Origin of the sequence: Legionella brunensis (assembly GCF_001467025.1) — a bacterium.
GTDB lineage: Bacteria > Pseudomonadota > Gammaproteobacteria > Legionellales > Legionellaceae > Tatlockia > Tatlockia brunensis.
In genome coordinates this window covers 54137-69517 of record NZ_LNXV01000034.1, presented here as the reverse complement: position 1 = coordinate 69517, position 15381 = coordinate 54137, and the positions used below count along the sequence as shown (strand labels likewise).

Sequence of the window (15381 nt, the reverse complement as noted above, 5' to 3'; positions counted from 1 at the left end):
AAAGACCTCTTGTGAACCTGTGCTGGATCCAATTCCTATGGTTTCTCCAGCATAGCGATTTGAAAAAAAATTTCAATATCTGTGTTATTTTTGCCAAAAATGGGGTGAAAATAGAATAAGCAGAGAAAATATTTCCAATCGACCTGCTAACATAGAAAAAATTAATAACCATTTACTCGGCTGACTGAGGTCTGCAAAGTTATCACTGACAGCGCCAAGGCCTGCACCTGCGTTTGCAAGTGCCGCACTAATGGATGAAAAAGAAGTAATAAAGTCATTGCCAAGAGCCATGAAAGCTATCATTAAGCTCAAAAAAAGAGCGATAAATACGGAAATAAAACCCCACATAGATTCTAAAACAGGCTCTGGCAAACTATGCTTGCCAAATTTAATGGGTATCAACGCATGGGGATGGAGTAAGCGTACGATTTCACGTTTGCTTTGTTTATATATCAATAGGGCACGAATAACTTTTACACCACCGCTTGTGGAAGCGGCACAACCACCCACGATAGCCAATAACATAAGAAGAACGGGAACATAAGTTGGCCAGGTGCTAAAAGGGGCTGCCATAAAACCTGTTGTTGTTGCCAGAGAAATGACATTAAACAAACTTTTTATAAATACATGATGATTAGCTTCAAAAAAACCATAAACTACTAAACTAACCGTGATTAATAAGCTGGCGCCAAAGAGAAAAGCAATATAAAAACGAAACTCTTCATCATGCCAATAGTGACTTAAGCTTCTTTTTTTAAAGGCTAAAAAGTGCAAAGCAAAATTGGTCCCTCCTAATAACATAAAAAAGCAAGCAAGCAACTCAATGGCTTCGCTTTGATAATAAGCAAAGCTGGCATCATGCATTGAGAAGCCTCCTGTTGAAACGGTGGCAAAACTTTCTCCCAATGCATCAAACCAATCCATGCCTGCGACCCAATAACAGAGCCAACAAAGTAAGGTCAGTAATAAATAAATAAACCAAAGTGCTTTTGCTGTATGAGCAATACGAGGGGTTAGTTTGCTATCTTTCATTGGGCCTGGTGTTTCAGCTCTAAAAAGCTGCATGCCTCCGACACCTAGCATAGGTAAAATAGCGACAGCTAGTACTACAATACCCATACCCCCTAAAAACTGCAGTTGCTGGCGATAAAACAATACTGCATGAGGTAAGCCTTCTACGTGCCTTATAATGCTTGCACCAGTAGTTGTGAATCCGGATACCGATTCGAATAAGGCATCCGTCATACTATGATTATGATGCTTAATGGCAAAAATGAAGGGCAACGAAGCATATAAACAAAGAACAAACCAAAAAAGCACGACGATAAGAAAACCGTCACGAATTTTAAGTTCGTGATGCTGCTTTCTAAAGCATAGCCACATTATAGCTCCAGTGGTAAAAGTGCAGGCAAAAGCTGCAACAAAAGGTAACCAAAATTGCTCATGAAAGAGCACATTAATGATCAAGGGAGTGAGCATACTCACACTGAACATCATTAGAAGTAGGCCTAAAAGACGCAGAATAGTCTTGATTTGCATGGTTAGCCCATAAAAGTCAAACTGACTTGGAATAAAGATTCAATTTGGCGCACATATCGTCTTTTTAGTAATAACAAGATGACATGGTCACCAGATTTCAGCATTAGTTCGGGGTAAGGCATCAATAGCTTCTCTTCTCTCATTACTGCAGCAATAAAGCTACTTGGAGGCAGCTCAATTTGAGAAAGCAGGCGTCCTACAACTTGGGAAGTTAACTTGTCCCCATGAGTTATTAATTCAATCGCTTCTGCTTCATCATCGTGTAAACGATGAACTTTGACCATGTTTCCTCGCCGCAGTTTAGTGAGAATACTGCCAATGGTAATTAGTTGAGGGGAAATAGCATGATCAATGTTACTGTCTTCAATTAATTCGACGTACGCGTTTCGGTTAACAAGAGCAATAGCATGACGTGCGCCCAAACGCTTTGCTTGCAAACAAGACATGATATTGGCTTCATCATCATTGGTTACAGCACAAAAAACATCGGTAAACTCAATATTCTCATTCAGCAGTAAGTCCCGATCGGCAATATCCCCTTGTAGAACAGTCCCTTTGTGTAATTGCGAAGCCAGATCGCTTGCACGCGATAAATTTCGATCAATGACTTTAATGCGATATTTGGCTTCTAAGGTTTGGGCAAGTTTGGAGCCGATATGACCACCTCCGGCAATCATAATTCGCCGATTGGGATGGGTATAACGTCCCAACGCGATTAAAACTTGCTGGATGGCATGAGGCGATGCAATAAAAAGAACAGCATCGCCAATCATTATTTCACAATTTTTATCGGGCTCGATGGCCATTTTATCGCGGAAAATTGCAACAACTCTGGCTTCAATAGAGTTTAGGTGCTCATAAAGTTGTTGAATCGTCTTACCCACCATAACGCCACCAGGTTGTGGCTTTATCGTTGCGAGTAATGCTTGCCCTTCTGCGAATTCGAGTAGCTGCGTAACACCAGGATAGTCAATCAAATTTTCAATATGTTCAGTAACTAACTTTTCCGGACTAATGCAAACATCCACCGGAACATGTTCGTTACAAAATAATTGTGGATAATCATAATAATCCCGGGAGCGGATACGAGCTATCTTAGTCGGTGTACGGAATAAGCTATAAGCAATTTGACAGCCCATCATGTTGATTTCATCGCTGTTAGTCACGGCAATGAGCATGTCTGCTTGCTCAATTCCTGCCTCAATTAAGATATTGGGGTGGGCTGCAGAACCATAAACGGTACGGATATCAAGTCGATGTTGTAGTTCACGCAAACGATCTTCGTTTAAATCTACCAGGGTAATGTCATTGTCTTCACGAGCTAAATTTCGTGCCAGCGTTCCACCTACTTGGCCTGCTCCTAAAATGACAATTCTCATGACATTAGTACTCCCTCATAAACAAAGCTGGCAGGACCTTTTAAGTAAATTGAGCTATTTGTATCGGGCCACTCTACAATTAACTTACCACCAGGTAAACTCACATGAATAGTGGGTTCCATCTCATGATAAAGTCTGCCTACAGCGGCTGCTGCAACAGCGCCACTACCACAGGCTCTCGTTTCTCCACAACCACGCTCATAAACTCGCAAACGTATCTGGGTTTTATTAATTAATTGCATAAAGCCAGCATTCGCCTGCTCTGGGAATAATTCATGCTCACTGATTTGTTGACCAAGATTAGCCACATCAATTAGCTCCAAATCGGTGACGATACTGACAGCATGGGGATTGCCAACATTGATAGCATGTACTGGATGCAAAGAGCCATTTTGAAGGGGTAACTCGTAAAATGGTGCATAATTTTTAGCATGCAAAGGGATATCATTTGGAGCAAGCTTGGGCTTGCCCATTTCGACAGTAACAGTATCATCTTCATTAATCTGCAGCTGCATTTGCGTGGTGTAGGTGGCCACTGAAATTATTTTTTTACTGGTTAAACCATAGTAAAATGCAAAGCGCGCAAGACAACGGGCGCCATTACCACATTGCCCAACTTCTTGACCATCAGCATTAAAGATCCGATAAAAAAAATCAATATCTGGGTTTTTACTGGATTCAATGATAAGACATTGATCAAAACCAATACCTGTATTACGTTTGGCGAGTTCTATAATTTGATTTGTTTGCAAATTCACGTATTGATGTACAGCATCAATAACGATGAAATCATTCCCCAATCCATGCATTTTTGTAAATCGGATACTCATTTCCAACTCATTGTGTTGTGTTTGACTGTTGCTGTTTTGGCTCAGGCTTTGGCAAATAAAGAGGTCCCTTTTGCCCGCAAGCTGAGAGAGTTAATACAGTTATACAGATTAAAAAGAAGGCACGCATACTTTAATTATTGTTCTTCACAGATAATTAAGTATAAGGAATTCAATGTGAAACCGCTATTAAAAAAGTTTTCGTGCTATCGTCTCACCAGGTTCTTCTTCCATAGCATCATTAGTTTTTTCTATTTCGTTTCTAACTAATTTAATGCTCATTAGCATGGATTTGGTGATTCTTTGATGAGAGCGAGTATCAATATGAGTTGTTTCTGAGCAATATTTCCCTAACTCTTCCCAGTCTAAAGTAAAGATCAGTTTTCCCGGAATATTCGTTGTATCGACATAGACGGGTTCAACTGTGATATTAATACTTGGTATCTTGTCTTCAATTAATTTTTGCGCAATAAACTGCTCAATTACCTCTAAAACATTATAATTTGAAGCCGCGGTTGCTGGGACTAAATTGTCTATGCTTTGTTCGCCACCGAGAAAATAGGCAATCATATGTGACCAATGGTATTTACTGCCACGACTTTCAATGATGATATTTTCATCACAGACTGCAAATACAGATTGGCAGCTGGCACCGGTCAATTGATTTTGTCCTATCCTTCGCTTGCTATCTTGCCGCTCCTCAAGTTTTTCAAGAGTTGCTTGGAAATGAATTGTTTCATGACGAACAAAGAGTAATTTAGGTATCTTTCGCTTAATTTTATCCTCACTACCTTTGATCTTAACTTTTAACGGCGAGGGAGTTAGCGGTTTAAAAAAAGGTATTGTCGAGTTACCAGTCGTACGACTCCAAAGGCTGCGTACTTTACTGCCCCCCGGAGTACGATAAACCTTGTGATGGTCTTTCGTAGGTGTTGCGGGGTCCAAGGATGTAACTCTTACTCCTTGTTTAGCAAGGGGTGAATGTAAAAATTTAGTTTCTTGGTCTTCGGCTAAAATCAGAAGATTAGGAGAATCATCAAATTCTTCGTAATATTTACGACGTTTTACTGTAGATGATTTATTCTCTAATGGTGCTCTCTTTACTGCACGGGAAGGACGTTCTTCACCGTGAAAAGTTTTAACTAGAGCTTGATAACTTAAGTGTTTTATCTGCTCTAAATGGAAAAATAGAGAAGCACTTGTTACACGGTGAGAATGCTGTTTATTAAAGCGACGTATTAACTCAAGCCATTCTGAGCGCTCTAACTTAAGCTGTTCAATTTGAGGAATGCATTTTTTTGCGCGTTTGGCAAAATTCTCAATGGCTTGATTTTGAGCAGTAAGCTGTTTTTGATTAAAAGAATCAATGGTTATCTGAGTCACGATGCACTCGTGAATTTCTGCCTTATTTACACTGCTATGTTGTTGTAATCCCTGGACAAGGTAGATGCGAGCTTTTTCATCACCAAGGGAGTAAAGCTGAGCTATAGTTGACCATTCAACTTCATTAAGCTGGTAATAGGCAGGCTGTTTACCTAAGGCAGTGAGAAAAGCTTGAATTTGTTTTAGCATGAAACTTTATAGAGTACTAACAACTCATCTTGTTGATTATAACATGAACATCATGTTTGAAAAAGACCTGCTAATTTCGTTTACAAAGCGATGCGCTAGGATTTAAGGCGGTAACCTTGCTATAGTGCAGCGCTTTGGTGATAATTTGACTTTTTCATTGGAGATAAGGTGCTTAACGCTTACATTAAAGAGCCAGAGCAACAGGCACAAGCTTGTGTAATCTGGATGCATGGTTTGGGTGCAGATGCTTCCGATATGTCAGGACTTGCTAGCCAATTAATGCTAGATGGGACATCAATTCGCCATGTTTTTCTTAACGCTCCCATGCGTCCTGTGACCATTAATAATGGCATAGCTATGCGTGCTTGGTATGATATTTATGATCTTAAGTTTACCAATAGAGAGGATCAACAAGGGATTTTGGATTCTGAAGAGCAAATACTTAAAATCGTTCATGCCCAAATTGGGCAGGGGATGCCGTCAAATAAAATTTTTCTTGCCGGTTTTTCACAAGGGGGAGCAATGGCTCTTCATACTGCATTGCAGATGGCAGTCCCTATTGGCGGAGTGATTGCATTATCAGCCTATCTGCCTTTGGCCTTAGCATGCAAACCAGTTCTCAAAACAGATACACCCATATTTTTTGGTTATGGCACCTATGACACGATTGTTCTACCAGTTTGGAGTAAGCTCACAATCGATTGGCTCTTGGAGAAAACATACCATAATTTAACGTGGCATGATTACCCGATGGAGCATGCTATTTGTGCTGAGGAAATTAAAGATCTCTCGGAATGGCTTGCGAATTTGGTAAAAGGGGTATCTAAATGACCATTGTAAAAAAAAATCGTGAAGTGTCTTTTACTTGTGAGCAAATGTTTGGCTTGGTGAATCGTGTCGAGGAATATTCACAATTCTTGCCTTATTGCTCTGAAAGTTTAGTACATCATCGTGATGAGGATGAAGTGCAAGCAACCTTAGTCATAGCTGCTGCTGGCATGAGTAAGTCATTCACGACTCGTAACCGCCTGCAGCTTAACAAAATGATAGAAATTCGTCTCGTTGATGGTCCCTTCAAACATTTGGAGGGCTTTTGGCGTTTCGATGAAACACCAGAGGGTTGTCTAGTCTCTTTTGATTTGGAGTTTGAGTTTGCAGGCTGGATGTTTTCCGCAATTTTGGGGCCTGTATTTGAGCAAGTTACTGAAAAAATGGTTGATGCTTTCTGTGAGCGCGCTGAGGTTCTCTATGGTAAACGTTGAAATCATTTACATTAAATCAGATAAGGCAACTATTCATCTGGAACTTTCTTTAAAATCTGATTCTACAATTGCTGATGCGCTTGCTGAGTCCAACTTACTACATACACATCCAGAAATTAAAAATCTTCCTGTTGGCATTTTTGCCAAACAGAAGCCGCTGGATACTGTCTTAAAGCCCGGGGATCGCATTGAAATATACAGGCCTCTTTCCCTTGATCCGAAGGAAAAGAGAAGGCAGCGAGCGAAGTCGCAAGACTAACTAGCCACTTGACTTGTACTGAGAGTGTGAAAGCTCCTCGTAGCTAATGCTATGAGGAGTGTAAAGACGTCTTGAATTGCTTAACAAGTGCTTAGGGTTTGCGCTCTATACGTACAAGCTTATCATGAGAAAAGTACAGTGTAATATTTCGAACCACAAGAGGGCCTGCGCCTTTGCGTAAAGTATAGGCATAATCCCAGCGGTCATTGTTGAAAGTAGGACTTAACAAACTAGTACCCATTAGAATAGCAACATCATGCTTATTCATGCCAAGTTTCAAGCGTTCAATTTTGGATTGTGGCAATAAATTGCCCTGCTGAACGACACGTCTTGAAAAATCATAAGAAATGCAATGGGTCAAGCTAAGTGGTAAAGCGATACAAAAGAAAGCCACAAGAATAGTTTTACTTCGCATTTTTTTGCCTGTTTTGAAAAATTTGGCCATAATATCATGTCAGCCATAGAAAGACACCTGGATTAACGTGTAGCCCACAGAGGAGTGCTTGGTGGAAGAGAGTCAACAATTAAAAGACGCTGGGTTAAAAATAACCATGCCAAGATTAAAAGTTCTGCAAATCTTGGAGCAATCTCGCGATCATCATCTAAGTGCCGAAGGTGTGTACAAGGCATTGCTGGAAATGGGTGAAGATGTTGGTTTGGCTACAGTTTATCGTGTTTTAACACAGTTTGAAGCGGCGGGTTTGGTTAATCGTCATAATTTTGAAGGTGGACACTCTGTATTTGAGCTTAGTCAGGGAGAACATCATGACCACTTGGTGTGTGTAAAATGTGGCAAGGTAGAAGAGTTTATCGATGACATTATTGAGCAGCGTCAGAAAATGATTGCGCAGAATGCTAACTTCAAAATGACAGATCATGCATTGAATATCTACGGCCTCTGTCCAGGCTGTCAAAGTAAGTCTTAATCTAAACTTAAGTTTCGCGTGCTATTATTTCCCGCAAGTTTATTCTTTAAAGCAGCGCGCTATGATTATAGGACCGTTTTGGTGTCAAAAACTTGATAGTTGGATTCGATTTAATGTAACTGAAGACAATACAACTGTCGAAAAGGCAACACGGGATCAAGCTAACCCGACTCTGACTACCGCTTGGCAATCAATAGCGCTGAAAGCGGATGAAATAGGTCGTTGGACGCTATTTTATGAAAACAAACAAGATAATGAAGCAGTTTACTACCTATTAAAGGATAAAGCCCTGTATCGTACAACAGGAAAGTACAGTTATAATGTTCTCGCAGTTGATAATTATACGCTTGCTAAGGGATGGCAAAGATATAATCCTTTAAAAGAAAAGCTTAATCTTTTTTCTCCTGCTTTTGCTGATGAAGTAAAATCCTCAAAAAAGGAAGAGGAAATTGAGGCTAACTCTACTGTAAAAGAAGAGGGCAAGGCACTTATACCCTTTGAGCAATTGCCGCTAACACCAGAAAAAGTATCAGAAATACAAGCCCAGTTATTGAAAATGCAAGCTGAAAAATGGCAAGCTCTTCAACGTACAATGGATGCCCACCGCACTAAGATAAAAGAAACTGTTAACGAAGCCTATGTTCTCCCCATACCAAAACATGAGGGAATACCCGACGAAGTACTTAAACTCGAGCAAGCAGAACTCTTGAATGAATTACAGCAGGATTTATTGGCAGAACTTCCTCGATGTAACTGGAAAGATTGTGTTGATGGTAAAACTTATCTATTTGCTTTGAAAGAGCTACTTGAAAAACCCAGAGCTCAAAATGAAATTGTTAAGGCTGCGGCTAGGACTCGCTCTGAGGTGCATCAAGCTTTGGCTTTAAAAATCGAAGATAGACAAACTGTATTTCAGCAGAAAGAAATGTATTTTGTGGCTTTACTCAAAGCAGAAGGCGAATATCTTGCGCAAGAATTGGGTATTGACATCGATTTTCCTAACATACAATTTCCTCCGTTCCCACAATCGACAAGCTCACAAACAACGACATACAGAGATAGACAAAGTGAAGAGTGGAATAATGAAGAGCTTTCCATTGAAGAGGCTATGCAGCTATTTGAAGAGTTGGAATCAGCAAACACAGGGCAAAGGTCGGATGCTTTAACCAGCGAAGAGATTGCAGAGATTGAACGGCAATTCAATGCATTGGAAACAACGGGTGTACAAACAGAAGGAACAGACCGCACCTCATCTGTTAACGAAGAGACGCTACGCAGAGAAGAGGTCTCACAACAAAATAATGCTCGATCCACATTAGAGACAGATAGTAATAATGGTTTTGAAAAAACCACTGAACACTCTCCCGAATTGTATGAAAAAATTAGGGCAGCAGTTAACAAAGCTCAAGCGAATTATGAGAACTGGTATCACAAAAGACCTACTGAAAATTCGCGAGGACCTAATGGGTTCTTTACATGGTTTAGGCATACGGCGTTTGGCCAGAAACGGGCGGAACTGTTAAAAGATCAAATAAATAAGATGCAGCAATGGGATCTTGAGTCACATGAGATATTGGATTTTAGTGTGATAAAGATCAATGATTTCTTAACGGATAAGAAAACTGCCTATAATATCCATTCATTTTCTTCCTTCTTACTGGATGAGTTGACAAAGATTGAAGAGTTACCTTGGTATAAGTTGAAACCTGAAAAAAATCATTATAATCAAAAAGATGTTAGTAAACTCGTGGAGGAATCAACGTCTGCAGCAGATGTAAAATTTTCTCTTAATCGAGTATAATCGGTTATCCTCCTAACATGGATGTTATCTTATGTATGAAGATTTAATTAGCCCATACCAAGCTGCCGATCTGCCTGTTTTGCAGTTGGGTGGTATTTTGGTCAATGACCATTTAATCCCTAATGCTCCCATTAACTTAGTACTTAAAGCACTTAATCGTCATGGCTTAATTGCTGGGGCGACAGGCAGTGGTAAAACAAAAACCATGCAAGTATTAAGCGAGCAGCTATCCTTAGCTGGTGTTTCTAGTTTTGTGATGGATATTAAGGGTGATATTTCCGGATTGGCGGTGCCTGGCGAAACAACGGATGCTTTGGTAGCACGTTGTCAATCCTTAAATTTAACGTATACACCTCGTGCCTTTCCTGTAGAAATACTTACTTTAAATGATGCTCGTGAAGGCGTACCGTTACGTTCGACAGTTAGTGATTTTGGCGCACTTCTTTTTTCACGCATGCTGGATGTGAATGAAACCCAAACTGGTATAATCACTGTACTGTTTGAATACGCAAAAAATAAGAATTTACCCTTGATTGATTTGGCAGATATAAAAGCTTTGCTGCAATTTGTGCAAACTGATGCTGGTAAAGTAGAGATAGAAAGCCAATTCGGTGGTGTCGCAACTGCTTCAGTGGGTACTATTGTGCGCAAAATCATCGAACTTGAATCGCAAGGAGGAAACGAATTCTTTGGTGAACCTGCTTTTAATGTGATGGATTTGGTTCGTGCTGACGCTGAAGGAAAGGGCGTGATTTCTATTTTACGCCTCAGTGATATGCAGGATAAGCCCAAACTATTCTCCACTTTTATGCTTAAAATGCTTTCTGATGTTTATCGGGTAATGCCAGAATTAGGAGATCCTCCTAAACCTAAACTGGTCTTTTTTATAGATGAGGCGCACCTTATTTTTAATAATGCCAGTAAAGCATTGCTTAATTTATTAGAAACCATGGTTAAATTGATTCGTTCGAAAGGTATTGGTCTGGTTTTTTGTACGCAAACACCAGATGATGTGCCAGAGGCTGTTTTGAGTCAATTGGGATTAAAAATACAACATGCTCTGCGAGCATTTACTGCCAAAGATCGCAAAGCGTTGAAGTTGGTATCTCAGAATTTTCCTCCTTCTTCATACTATCAAACCGAGCAATTATTAACCGCTTTAGGAATTGGAGAGGCTTTATTAAGTGCATTAGATGCCAAGGGGCAACCAACACCGCTGGTGCAGTGTCTGGTTAGACCTCCCGAATCACGGATGGGAGTATTGAGTCAAGATGAGCTAAATGCAGCGATAGCAGCATCTACATTACTCCCGAAATATGAACAGCGTTTAGAGCGAAATTCTGCAAAAGAAATTTTGGCGGCGGAAATGGCAATTACTAATCAAAATAAGAATACTCCAGGAGTCAAAAAAGAACCTAAAGACCCATCAATGATTGAGCAAATGAGTAAAAACACACTTTTCCGCCAAATAATAAGGCAAATTATTCGCGATATAACCAACTCTATCTTGTCAGCAATTGGTATAAAACGAAAGCGCTAAGAAATAGCCTGTATGATGCATGCGGGAAATACAGGCTTAACATAATAGGATTATAATAAAGCGATATGAGCAAGATTTAATTGCAATTAGCGCACATATACGGATTTAAGAGTGGTCGCTAAAGCTTTGGCAACGTAAGCGACAGATTGGTTGTCGCGCATTAATGCTTGATTGCTCTCAATTTCGAGGCCCAGGTATTTATCTTCATTAAATTGAGTACGTAAAAAACTGGTAAAACCATCAGTAACCCCACGATAAGGATAATTCAGACGAACACGCAAGTCTTTCACTTGCTGTTTAAATGCCAATTGCCATTGTTTAGCCAAATTTTTTTCAGGGCTTCGTCTTGGGTCATAAAGGAAGCTAACATCTGCATTTCGAACAAGGTTATTCATAATAGGCGTAAAACTATGTATCGATAGATGCCAGACTTGATATCCTCGACGGATGTGATGTTTGACAAGGTTGACGACCTGTTCGCGAAAAGGCGTGTAGTATTCTTGAATAATCGCTTGCTTCTCTGCTTTAGGTAAAGAGGCAGTAATTTCTGAGAAACAATTAGGGTTAGACAAACGACGATTACAATCAATAAGTAATCTGGTAGCGCGAGCTTGGATCAGTTCACAGCCAAAAAAATTGCTTAAATAATTGGCAATTGTAAGCGCGCCGAAATCTATGGCTCGATGAGTATCCAATAATGCTTCATTTCCATTAAAATACTTTTGGTAAATAGAAGGAACAGTATTTACTGCATGCTCGCAACTTAAAACAAGGAGCTTAGCTTTCATGTTGGATTAAATAATTGATTAGTCAACAAGCATTGAGTAAGCTGGCGATAAATATGGGTTAGCGTAGTATGTTGAATTACATTGCCACAAGCACTTAAAAGACGTTCACTTAAGTTTCCTTGACTTAAGATAAATTCCAATACTTGCTGTGTACTTTGATCAAGTTCGCCACTGACTTTCTCAATCAAATGTGACCAAACGTTACGAGTGCTCATCGTGCGTGAAGGTAACTGCCATTGTCTAAATAATTCACTGTCCTCCACGAGCACCGCAAAGCCGTCTTTAATAGTTTGATCATAAATGCTCTTTAAACGCTTGGTTTCACAGGGGTTATCTAAATGGTATGAAGAATTATTTTGCCAATATTTTAGGATTGCATGGATGGTTAAGGCAATGGCAATGTCTGCTTGTACGCATTCTTGTGAATCTAGGATTCGAATTTCAATAGCATTGTACTCAAATTTGGGAATAGCAGCCCTTGAATTAAGCCATTCGTACTGCAGAATTCCTTGTGGATCAAAAGGGCTAATGGCTTGGTACATTGGGTCTAAGATCTCTTGTCGGTATTGTGCTTCGCTGCCAATAAACTCAGGAATAATGTCGCCGCTGATTAGGGGGATGCTTTGTTGATTTTTTCCATAAAAATATAAACGAGAATCCTTCATTCCAGTTTTCTTGCCGTCTAAGAAAGGGGTACTTGCAGCTAAGGCAGGTAATAGGGGGAGAAGCAAACGAATAGCATTATGTAGCTGGCAAAATTCTTCATCATTAGCAAAAGGTAAATTGACATGCATACTTTGCAGATTTGCCCATCCATGGCCTTGGCAATTAAAAATGGCATCAAATTGGTGATATATATCACGATTGCCATGGGGCCAGCGTTTAGTTTCTTTGAGCGGATTCATCCATGGATGCGCACCGGTTGGTAGCAGTTGAAGATTATGAGCAGCCAGCAATGGTTGTAATTGTTCTATAGTTTGCTGAAATTGCTTGGCAATAGGCGCATCGGGTGGTTTAGGGCCATTATTTTTTAGCTCCAATACATGCATAACGAGTTCATTACTAACGGCAATATCATCCAATTTCACTTCATTAATGAGTTCACCGGCCAAGGTTTGCAGGACAAGATCACTTTGGGGTTGCACATTAAGATTGTGGCAATCGACAAGCATGTACTCAATTTCAATTCCAAGGACAGAAAAAATAGGGTAATTAGACATAGCCATGTTTCCTACGAATGCGTTGTAAAAATACACTCATGACATGTTGATAGAGAGATTCACCCAAAATCTTGTCCTCAATTCCGAAGTCTATATTTGGATTATCATTGACTTCAATGACATAATGTTTGTCGCCATGACTTTTTATATCGACACCATACAAGCCATCTCCAATTAGACGTGTACATTTTAGTGCTGTTTTAATGATAGCTTCAGGCACTTCATGTAATGGAATAGTTTCTGTGGCTCCCTCACGTTTTTCATTGTTGGCATCCCAGTTGTAAATTTGCCAATGATTTTTTGCCATATAATAATGGCAAGCAAAAATAGGTTTATTATCTAGAATACCGATTCGCCAATCATATTCTGTAGGAATAAAGGGCTGAATCAATACCAAATCAGAAATTTTGAAAAACTGGGTTAATGACTTTTGCAATGCTTTACTATCATCAAGTTTAACTACCCCATGGGAGAAAGCACTATCAGGTCTTTTGAGTACACAAGGAAACTGGATATTGGGAATTTCTTTATCAAATTTACTGATGAAAATGGTTTCCGGGGTTAAGATTTGATGGCTGCGCATTAACTCAGCCAAGTACACTTTGTTACTGCATTTGATAATAGATTGGGGATCATCGATGACTACCAGATTTTCTTGTGCAGCCCGTCTTGCCATTCGATAAGTGTAGTGATTAACAGATGTTGTCGCTCGAATAAATAATGCATCATATTCCGCGAGAGATTTAGTGTCACTTTTTTCAATGAAATCAACATTTAAGCCCATCGCCTCGCCAGTAGTTACAAAGATTTCCAGAGCTTTTTTATTGGAAGGCGCATTGGCTTCACTTGGATCAATCAAAATAGCGAGGTCATGGAAGCGTTGCTTTTTACGCCACTGGTGAAAGCGTTTTTTAGATAAATAACTCTCGGCAGATTGTTGCATGAAATCTCGATGATGTTCCGGAATTTCTGCCAGAGATAAAATTTGTAATGTTTTGATGCGCCATTGTTTCTTTTTCTCTAAAGTAAATCTCATCAATGGCAACGGGAATAAGCTATGGAGTTTTTTGGCAAGATTTGCATGACACTTGGCCATATTTTGACCGAAGTAGACACTTAAAATGAACTCGTCTGCTTTAATTTCATGTAGACTATTTTGAATCTCCTCATCTACATCCTGAGATATGAATTTAGATAATTCTGCATTAAGTGCATCTTGAATGCTGTGCACAGAGGGTATGGCCTTATGATCACGAGCATGCGCAAGTAAGGACACATAGTAACCTATAGTTTGGTGGTTGTAGGAGTGGCAGAGATTTATAACTCGGATTGATTTGCTTTGATAATAATTCTCACTGGATAAATACTCTGAAGCTTGGACTATGGTAGCAAGTGGGCTTAAAAACTCCCACCCCGAGGGGTCGTCCGTTATAATTAGTGTTTCCATTCAGTGCTCTTTGGGTTGAATTATGATTAAGTTAGCATCATAGGTTAATACCCCAACCATGATGGCATTAATTAAACGATTACTACTTACTTTATAATAATTATCCTCAGAAATAGGGTTTTCTCGATGAGGATCAGCGACTACTACTAGCCTTTTCTTATCGTCATAGCCACATAAAACAACAAAATGCCCACAAGGGGTGCCGCGAATATCATCGTAGATAGCTTCGCTATTAATGTAACGCTCACGGGAGCTACGATAAAGGTAAGTGGCGCTCAAACCAGTTAGAATAGGAATATTTTGAGCAAAATAATCTTTAAGTAATTGCACACTTAGGGTGCGAAAACGTACCTCACCCCCTAATTCAAGATAATCAAGATAGGCTCTGCTTGCGTGTACAATTCCTTTTGTTCTTTTGTGTTTCATTTGGGCATTCAATTTAATGCGTAATAAATTCTGGCAAGCTTTCCCCTGTTCGTAGTCAAACCAGGTGGGATCAAAAATGTTAAGGTTATTGATATAAAGGATCACTTTAAAACCATGAAGTAGCGCATGCTTGCCTAACATTGGCGCAAGTGTACCTCCAGAAAGAGAGCGCTCTACGTTTTTAATGACCTCAGCCAAGTCAAGATCTAAACCATAATAACGATAAATTGCGTGCAAACTCGTAGGACCACACGTTTCATCGTCAGGTTGAGTATGTATAGTCAGATCGATCATGGTCAGATTGGTTGAACCAGATATTTATCTATGCATGCGTTTAACGTTAGACCTCAAGAGAGCATTTGTCAATCATCAATTCAATAGGGATTTTTCAAAAA

General features: G+C 39.7%; 16 protein-coding genes. 6 read left to right on the top strand and 10 right to left on the bottom strand.

Annotated elements, in window-relative coordinates:
- Positions 1-84: 84 nt before the first annotated feature.
- From Lbru_RS13965 to Lbru_RS13950, 5 genes are read right to left on the bottom strand one after another with little or no spacing between them, the layout of a single operon-like run.
- Entirely contained in the window at positions 85-1539 is a 1455-nt protein-coding gene (locus tag Lbru_RS13965) for a TrkH family potassium uptake protein (RefSeq protein WP_058442754.1), read from the bottom strand.
- A gap of 2 nt (positions 1540-1541) precedes the next feature.
- Positions 1542-2918, bottom strand: a complete 1377-nt coding sequence (trkA, locus tag Lbru_RS13960) for a Trk system potassium transporter TrkA (RefSeq protein WP_058442753.1) — start codon at positions 2916-2918, stop codon at positions 1542-1544.
- Positions 2915-3748 (bottom strand): diaminopimelate epimerase, encoded by an 834-nt coding sequence (gene dapF, locus Lbru_RS13955; protein WP_058442752.1) that lies wholly within the window; start codon positions 3746-3748, stop codon positions 2915-2917. The genes trkA and dapF overlap by 4 nt, the downstream gene beginning before the upstream one ends.
- Before the next feature lie 7 nt (positions 3749-3755).
- Positions 3756-3875, bottom strand: coding sequence for an LPS translocon maturation chaperone LptM (lptM, locus tag Lbru_RS16965; RefSeq protein ID WP_083500931.1), 120 nt, complete (start codon positions 3873-3875; stop codon positions 3756-3758).
- A gap of 59 nt (positions 3876-3934) precedes the next feature.
- Positions 3935-5317: a DNA/RNA non-specific endonuclease gene (locus Lbru_RS13950; RefSeq protein WP_058442751.1), complete on the bottom strand. Its 1383-nt coding sequence runs from the start codon at positions 5315-5317 to the stop codon at positions 3935-3937.
- A 183-nt stretch (positions 5318-5500) separates the two neighbouring features.
- On the opposite strand from Lbru_RS13950, the gene Lbru_RS13945 reads away from it, so the two are divergent.
- Genes Lbru_RS13945 through Lbru_RS13935 form a run of 3 tightly spaced genes read left to right on the top strand, consistent with a single transcriptional unit; the run spans position 5501 to position 6838 of the window.
- The gene (locus tag Lbru_RS13945; RefSeq protein WP_083500933.1) at positions 5501-6148 is read left to right on the top strand and encodes an alpha/beta hydrolase; all 648 of its coding nucleotides are present in this window, start codon (positions 5501-5503) and stop codon (positions 6146-6148) included.
- Positions 6145-6579, top strand: a complete 435-nt coding sequence (locus Lbru_RS13940) for a type II toxin-antitoxin system RatA family toxin (RefSeq protein ID WP_058442750.1) — start codon at positions 6145-6147, stop codon at positions 6577-6579. The genes Lbru_RS13945 and Lbru_RS13940 overlap by 4 nt, the downstream gene beginning before the upstream one ends.
- Positions 6566-6838 carry an RnfH family protein gene (locus tag Lbru_RS13935; RefSeq protein WP_058442749.1) on the top strand — a complete coding sequence of 91 codons (273 nt, stop codon included), beginning with the start codon at positions 6566-6568 and terminating at the stop codon, positions 6836-6838. Before Lbru_RS13940 ends, Lbru_RS13935 begins: the two co-directional genes overlap by 14 nt.
- Positions 6839-6929: 91 nt before the next feature.
- Here the strand turns inward: Lbru_RS13935 and Lbru_RS13930 are convergent, their stop codons facing one another.
- A complete protein-coding gene (locus Lbru_RS13930) occupies positions 6930-7283 on the bottom strand; it encodes an outer membrane protein assembly factor BamE (protein ID WP_058442748.1) in 354 nt (117 codons plus the stop codon).
- Between the two features lie 61 nt (positions 7284-7344).
- Here Lbru_RS13930 and fur point away from each other — a divergent pair, with 61 nt between their 5' ends.
- The 3 genes from fur (at position 7345) to Lbru_RS13915 (ending at position 11105) form a co-directional block, all read left to right on the top strand.
- The gene (gene fur, locus Lbru_RS13925) at positions 7345-7764 is read left to right on the top strand and encodes a ferric iron uptake transcriptional regulator (RefSeq protein WP_058442747.1); all 420 of its coding nucleotides are present in this window, start codon (positions 7345-7347) and stop codon (positions 7762-7764) included.
- A gap of 61 nt (positions 7765-7825) precedes the next feature.
- Complete coding sequence (locus tag Lbru_RS13920; RefSeq protein ID WP_058442746.1) at positions 7826-9565, top strand: hypothetical protein; 1740 nt, start codon at positions 7826-7828, stop codon at positions 9563-9565.
- 31 nt (positions 9566-9596) lie between these two features.
- Positions 9597-11105 (top strand): helicase HerA-like domain-containing protein, encoded by a 1509-nt coding sequence (locus Lbru_RS13915; RefSeq protein ID WP_058442745.1) that lies wholly within the window; start codon positions 9597-9599, stop codon positions 11103-11105.
- 86 nt (positions 11106-11191) lie between these two features.
- On the opposite strand, the gene Lbru_RS13910 is transcribed toward Lbru_RS13915, so the two are convergent.
- From Lbru_RS13910 to Lbru_RS13895, 4 genes are read right to left on the bottom strand one after another with little or no spacing between them, the layout of a single operon-like run.
- Positions 11192-11893: an N-formylglutamate amidohydrolase gene (locus tag Lbru_RS13910; RefSeq protein WP_058442744.1), complete on the bottom strand. Its 702-nt coding sequence runs from the start codon at positions 11891-11893 to the stop codon at positions 11192-11194.
- On the bottom strand, positions 11890-13113 hold the full coding sequence (locus Lbru_RS13905; protein ID WP_058442743.1) for a carboxylate-amine ligase: 1224 nt from the start codon (positions 13111-13113) through the stop codon (positions 11890-11892). The genes Lbru_RS13910 and Lbru_RS13905 overlap by 4 nt, the downstream gene beginning before the upstream one ends.
- Positions 13106-14560, bottom strand: coding sequence for a RimK family protein (locus Lbru_RS13900; protein ID WP_058442742.1), 1455 nt, complete (start codon positions 14558-14560; stop codon positions 13106-13108). Before Lbru_RS13900 ends, Lbru_RS13905 begins: the two co-directional genes overlap by 8 nt.
- The gene (locus Lbru_RS13895; protein ID WP_058442741.1) at positions 14561-15280 is read right to left on the bottom strand and encodes a C39 family peptidase; all 720 of its coding nucleotides are present in this window, start codon (positions 15278-15280) and stop codon (positions 14561-14563) included.
- Between the last annotated feature and the right edge of the window lie 101 nt (positions 15281-15381).

What these genes read in the sequence shown, in the direction of transcription:
- Lbru_RS13965 (WP_058442754.1), bottom strand. Translation starts at nt 1,539, where the DNA reads ATGCAAATCAAGACTATTCTGCGTCTTTTAGGCCTACTTCTAATGATG.
- trkA (WP_058442753.1), bottom strand. Translation starts at nt 2,918, where the DNA reads ATGAGAATTGTCATTTTAGGAGCAGGCCAAGTAGGTGGAACGCTGGCA.
- dapF (WP_058442752.1), bottom strand. Translation starts at nt 3,748, where the DNA reads ATGAGTATCCGATTTACAAAAATGCATGGATTGGGGAATGATTTCATC.
- lptM (WP_083500931.1), bottom strand. Translation starts at nt 3,875, where the DNA reads ATGCGTGCCTTCTTTTTAATCTGTATAACTGTATTAACTCTCTCAGCT.
- Lbru_RS13950 (WP_058442751.1), bottom strand. Translation starts at nt 5,317, where the DNA reads ATGCTAAAACAAATTCAAGCTTTTCTCACTGCCTTAGGTAAACAGCCT.
- Lbru_RS13940 (WP_058442750.1), top strand. Translation starts at nt 6,145, where the DNA reads ATGACCATTGTAAAAAAAAATCGTGAAGTGTCTTTTACTTGTGAGCAA.
- Lbru_RS13935 (WP_058442749.1), top strand. Translation starts at nt 6,566, where the DNA reads ATGGTAAACGTTGAAATCATTTACATTAAATCAGATAAGGCAACTATT.
- Lbru_RS13930 (WP_058442748.1), bottom strand. Translation starts at nt 7,283, where the DNA reads ATGGCCAAATTTTTCAAAACAGGCAAAAAAATGCGAAGTAAAACTATT.
- Lbru_RS13920 (WP_058442746.1), top strand. Translation starts at nt 7,826, where the DNA reads ATGATTATAGGACCGTTTTGGTGTCAAAAACTTGATAGTTGGATTCGA.
- Lbru_RS13915 (WP_058442745.1), top strand. Translation starts at nt 9,597, where the DNA reads ATGTATGAAGATTTAATTAGCCCATACCAAGCTGCCGATCTGCCTGTT.
- Lbru_RS13910 (WP_058442744.1), bottom strand. Translation starts at nt 11,893, where the DNA reads ATGAAAGCTAAGCTCCTTGTTTTAAGTTGCGAGCATGCAGTAAATACT.
- Lbru_RS13905 (WP_058442743.1), bottom strand. Translation starts at nt 13,113, where the DNA reads ATGTCTAATTACCCTATTTTTTCTGTCCTTGGAATTGAAATTGAGTAC.
- Lbru_RS13900 (WP_058442742.1), bottom strand. Translation starts at nt 14,560, where the DNA reads ATGGAAACACTAATTATAACGGACGACCCCTCGGGGTGGGAGTTTTTA.
- Lbru_RS13895 (WP_058442741.1), bottom strand. Translation starts at nt 15,280, where the DNA reads ATGATCGATCTGACTATACATACTCAACCTGACGATGAAACGTGTGGT.